This is a genomic window from Mesorhizobium sp. (genome assembly GCF_004962245.1).
GTDB lineage: Bacteria > Pseudomonadota > Alphaproteobacteria > Rhizobiales > Rhizobiaceae > Mesorhizobium.
Genome location: NZ_SUHQ01000024.1, coordinates 115,346 through 119,671, shown reverse-complemented (window position 1 = coordinate 119,671; position 4,326 = coordinate 115,346). Strand labels below are relative to the sequence as shown.

The 4,326-nt window shown below is 57.3% G+C and carries 4 protein-coding genes; all 4 read right to left on the bottom strand.

The features are described from left to right. Positions 1-562 precede the first annotated feature (562 nt). Entirely contained in the window at positions 563-1,051 is a 489-nt protein-coding gene (locus tag E5X88_RS23870) for a helix-turn-helix domain-containing protein (protein ID WP_292165687.1), read from the bottom strand. Then, positions 1,011-2,081, bottom strand: a complete 1,071-nt coding sequence (locus E5X88_RS23865; RefSeq protein WP_292165685.1) for an adenylate/guanylate cyclase domain-containing protein — start codon at positions 2,079-2,081, stop codon at positions 1,011-1,013. Before E5X88_RS23865 ends, E5X88_RS23870 begins: the two co-directional genes overlap by 41 nt. A 3-nt stretch (positions 2,082-2,084) precedes the next feature. Further along, positions 2,085-2,576 (bottom strand): Rab family GTPase, encoded by a 492-nt coding sequence (locus tag E5X88_RS23860; RefSeq protein ID WP_292165684.1) that lies wholly within the window; start codon positions 2,574-2,576, stop codon positions 2,085-2,087. A 16-nt stretch (positions 2,577-2,592) separates the two neighbouring features. Next, positions 2,593-4,326, bottom strand: a 1,734-nt coding sequence (locus E5X88_RS23855) for an OmpA family protein (protein ID WP_292165683.1), incomplete at its 5' end; no start/stop codon positions are given.

The following is a 4,326-nucleotide window of genomic DNA, read 5'->3' as shown; positions in this document are numbered from 1 at the left end:
CGGAGAGCACGGCGACCAATGCCGTTACCTACACCACGCCATGGGGCACGATCCTGAGAACTCCAGCTTTACCTCGCCGAATGGCAGCTCGCAAATGATGCAATCAAAAGTGTGCATACCGCGGCAGCGACCACATTGTTTCAGTCTTTTCAACAGCGTAAGAATCTGACGGTATTTTTGACGGTACTCACTGGTTGTGTGACTTAAATTAAGTAATTGAAACAATCAGGTACGGCCTTAATTGATGATTGAGTGGGAGTAGGGGGGAATCGGCGGTTCGGCGGACTTTAAGCTCCGTTCCGTCCGCCGAAACGTTTGACGGAGTAGGGGACACGTTCGAACCGTTGAAATTCGACTCTCAGACTACGAATCTGGGGGTCAGGAGTTCGAATCTCTTCGGGCGCGCCACTCCATCCGATTGAAATCGCTTACCTTTTAGACCCTCGCCAGCGCGACCACACCGGCTTGGCTTCCGGAATTTCAGCCGGTTTTGGAATGCCGGCGGGCCTCGGCGCCAAAATCGCAGCATGGGTGAAGCGCTCTGTTCGGAATTGCGGATATTTTAGTCTAGCGACAGCAGATTCGCTTGCGTGGCTACCTGCCGGCCAAGCTGTCTTGCGTTCCGCCAGTGCGGGTTCTCCGGCCTTCGCGCTGTCCCCGTCCGCGTCGAGGACTGCCAGCACTTCCCGAATGCGAAGATCAAGCCTGCCACGCGGCCGCCTACCCGCGGGGGAAGATTCATCAATCCCTCGATCAGCCGCCGGCCTTCTGCGCTGGCAATGAAATCGATGCGCTCGTCGACCGACAGAGGCTGAGGTTCGCTATTCTCGTCGTTTGCCGGCAGGCCTTCGAAGAGGCGGCTGACAGGCACGCCTAGCGACCTGGCGATCTCGTAGAGCATCGATGCGCTCACGCGGTTCTTAGCGTTCTTGTATTTCTGGAGCTGCTGAAAGCTGATGCCGATGGATCGAGCAAGCTGCGCTCCAGGGTCGGCACTGCCAAGCGGCAAATTAGGCCAGGAGCCGCCACATTCGCACACGACCTGTACCACGCAATTCCGTTTCCGCGAGTGGGTCGCAAGCAAAATTTGGTCCAAGCAGTTTGTGAGTTGCATCCGAAATACGGATTTCATCGGGCTCCGCGGACGTTTGAATACGTGCGGCGAGATTAACGGTCTCGCCCCACAGGTCATAGGCAAACCGCCTTTTGCCTATGACGCCCGCGACGATTGGTCCTGAGTGAATTCCAATTCTGAGTCTTAGCGGTTCTCCTGCGAAGCGTTCGCGCTTAACCGCCTTCCGCAGTTCAAGTGCATAGTGCGCAAGGGCTTCTGCATGGTCGGATCGCGCGGCTGGCAGGCCAGCGACCACCATCACACAATCGCCGATTGTCTTGATCTTTTCGCAGCCGTATCGTTCCGAGAGCAGATCCGCCGCCTTGAAGAAGTAATTTAAAATAGCGAGCGTTGTCTCGGCTCCGACGCTCCGCGCTCTTTCCGTAAAGCCGACGATGTCGGCAAAAAGCACACTCACCTCAGCGTGGTTGTCTGCAATTTGTTCGTCCGCTTTTAACCGCTCCGCGATCGACGCCGGAAGAATGTTGAGGAGTAGGCTTTCGGCGCGCTGGTATTCACGCGACAATCCCTCTTGGCTCTCCCTCAGCGCCTCGTTCGTCGATTGCAGTTTCTCGTTGAGTTGACGCTCCCTCTCTTGCAGGAGCGTCATTTCATAAGCCTTCTGTTGAAGCCGCTGCCTATTGTCGCGTTCGGCAGTGGCGTCAAGAAAGAGCAGCCACACGCAGGCATTGTCACCAAAAAGATGAAGGTCCGCGACACGCCCGCTCGGCAGTTCGACCATGGCCATATGATATGGAAGCTCCGGGCAAGGCAGCAAACCCTCCATGAATTCAAGCTGCTCGGCAACAGGCTTACCAATGCGAAGTGATGAGAGTCCGTAGTGTTTAACACTACCGCCCTTCGCAGCGATGCAAAGCTGGGCGTCAATTTTCAGATATGCGACAGAGTGCTCATTATAGAAGAAATCGTAAATCCAGCTTCTGACTTCTTTTGGAAATCCACCCATGGTTTATTTGGTAACCATCGAAGCAATCTGACGAAACGCATCATCAACATATTCACCCGAAAGCGCACTTGTTAGATAGATTTGCCATCCAAGTTGCCTCAGCTCGTTAATCTCCCTATCCGATATTGCCCACCGATCGGCCAGATCGGATTTGTTGAACAGCAATACAAACGGCATAGCGCCGAATTCGGCCTCGGCCCGCTCGCGCAGCGTGAGCGCCACGGCAAGAGTAGCGGCGCGGGTTCCATCGACGACAAGCACGAGCCCGCTCGCACCTCGCACATAGCTGACGCGGAATGAGCCGATATCGTCTTCGCCGGCCAAATCCCACAAAATCAGATCCACGGTTTTGTCCGGGAATGCGACACTCTTCTTGTCGATTTTCACTCCCACCGTGGTCAAGTAGGTTTCTGAAAAGATGCTTTGCACAAACCTGCGAACCAGACTCGTCTTTCCGACAGCGAACCCGCCCAACATGCAGATCTTCTTTTGCAATATCCTGGGCTCCGCCCTAGTGGAAGTTTACCGTAACCGAAACTCTGCGATTGGCGGAGCTCCCGGTTCGGCTATTTTCAGTCTCCGCTGGCTCAAAGGTGCCCGCGCCGCGAACCAAGAGCAATTCCGGATCGACGCCGCGCTTCTTGAGAAGCGCACGAACTGTCTCCGCGCGGGCGGCGCTGATCGACAACTTGGCCGTTTCACGGCCTGTCGTGTCCGAATGGCCGGTCAACATGAACTGTGCTGTTACGCCTGCCTTGCGGGCGTCCTTGGCCAATTCCTTCAACTGATTTGCCAATTTGTCGAGAACTGGCAGTTGCTCTGGTCCCGGTACAGCCTTGCCAGAATCGAAGAAAATGTCGACCGCTTGAATGGCCTCCCTCAAATGAGTGAGTTCCTGAGGGGTCAACTCACGCAGCTCGGAGATTTCTAGGGTGAGTCCGTCCGCGGACAGCTGTTGGGAGGCGACCCGTGCCCGGTTTATCCAGGCGGCAGGAGCTTCACCCATGACAACGATGCGATCCTTGATGATCGTAAGCCGAACCGATTTCGGCGGAGTCAGCGACGCCACCAGCCGCTTCAGCACGAACTTCGGATCAAGGCTCTGATAGAATTGCCACTGCGAATGAACGCGAGCAGGATCAACCCCTGTTCCGGACAGCAGAACCTTCGGGTCGGCGGCCTGCGGGTCTCTCAGGCCGGAAATATAGAAATGTCCGCCCCTCGCCGTTTGTTGGGCGACGATGATTCCCGGCTGGGCCTCAAGTCGCGACACATAAGTCTGCCAGTGCTCCGCCGCGCGTGCTTCGGGGCTCACATCACGAACCTTGGAGATGTCGAATTCAGGTCCGCCTGCCGAAAGCTGTCGGGCCGCTACGCGCGCTCGATCTATCCAGGTGTCGGGAGCCTCACCCTCGGCAACGATGCGATCCTCGACGATCGAAAGCCGAACCGATTTCGGCGGGGTCAGCGACACCATCAGCCGCTTCAGCACGAACTTCGGCTCAAGGCTCTGATAGAATTGCCACTGCGAATGAACGCGGGCGGGATCGACCTGCGTTCCGGACAACAGCGACTGCGGGTCGGCGGCAAGCGGGTCTCTCAGGCCGGCAATATAGAATTGGCCATCGCGCATTTTTTGTTCGGCAACGATGATGCCCGGTTGGGTCTCCAGTCGCGACACATAGGCCTGCCAGCGCTCCGCCGCGCGTGCTTCGGGGCTCACATCACGAACCTTGGAGATGTCGAATTCAGGTCCGCCTGCCGAAAGCTGTCGGGCCGCTGCGCGCGCCCGATCTATCCAGGTGTCGGGAGCCTCACCCTCGGCAACGATGCGATCATTGACGATCGAAAGCCGAACCGATTTCGGCGGAGTCAGCGACGCCGTCAGCCGCTTCAACACGAACTCCGGCTCAAGGCTCTGATAGAATTGCCACTGCGAATGAACGCGGGCAGGATCGACCTGCGTTCCGGACAACAGCGACTGCGGGTCGGCGGCAAGCGGGTCTCTCAGGCCGGCAATATAGAATTGGCCATCGCGCATTTTTTGTTGGGCGACGATGATTCCCGGCTGGGTCTCCAGTCGCGACACATAGGCCTGCCAGTGCTCCGCCGCGCGTGCTTCGGGGCTCACATCACGAACCTTGGAGATGTCGAATTCAGGTCCGCCTGCCGAAAGCTGTCGGGCCGCTGCGCGCGCCCGATCTATCCAGGTGTCGGGAGCCTCACCCTCGGCAACGATGCGATC

Excerpts from the sequence above, each read along its gene's own strand:
- E5X88_RS23865 (WP_292165685.1), bottom strand. The coding sequence starts at position 2,081 with ATGGGTGGATTTCCAAAAGAAGTCAGAAGCTGGATTTACGATTTCTTC.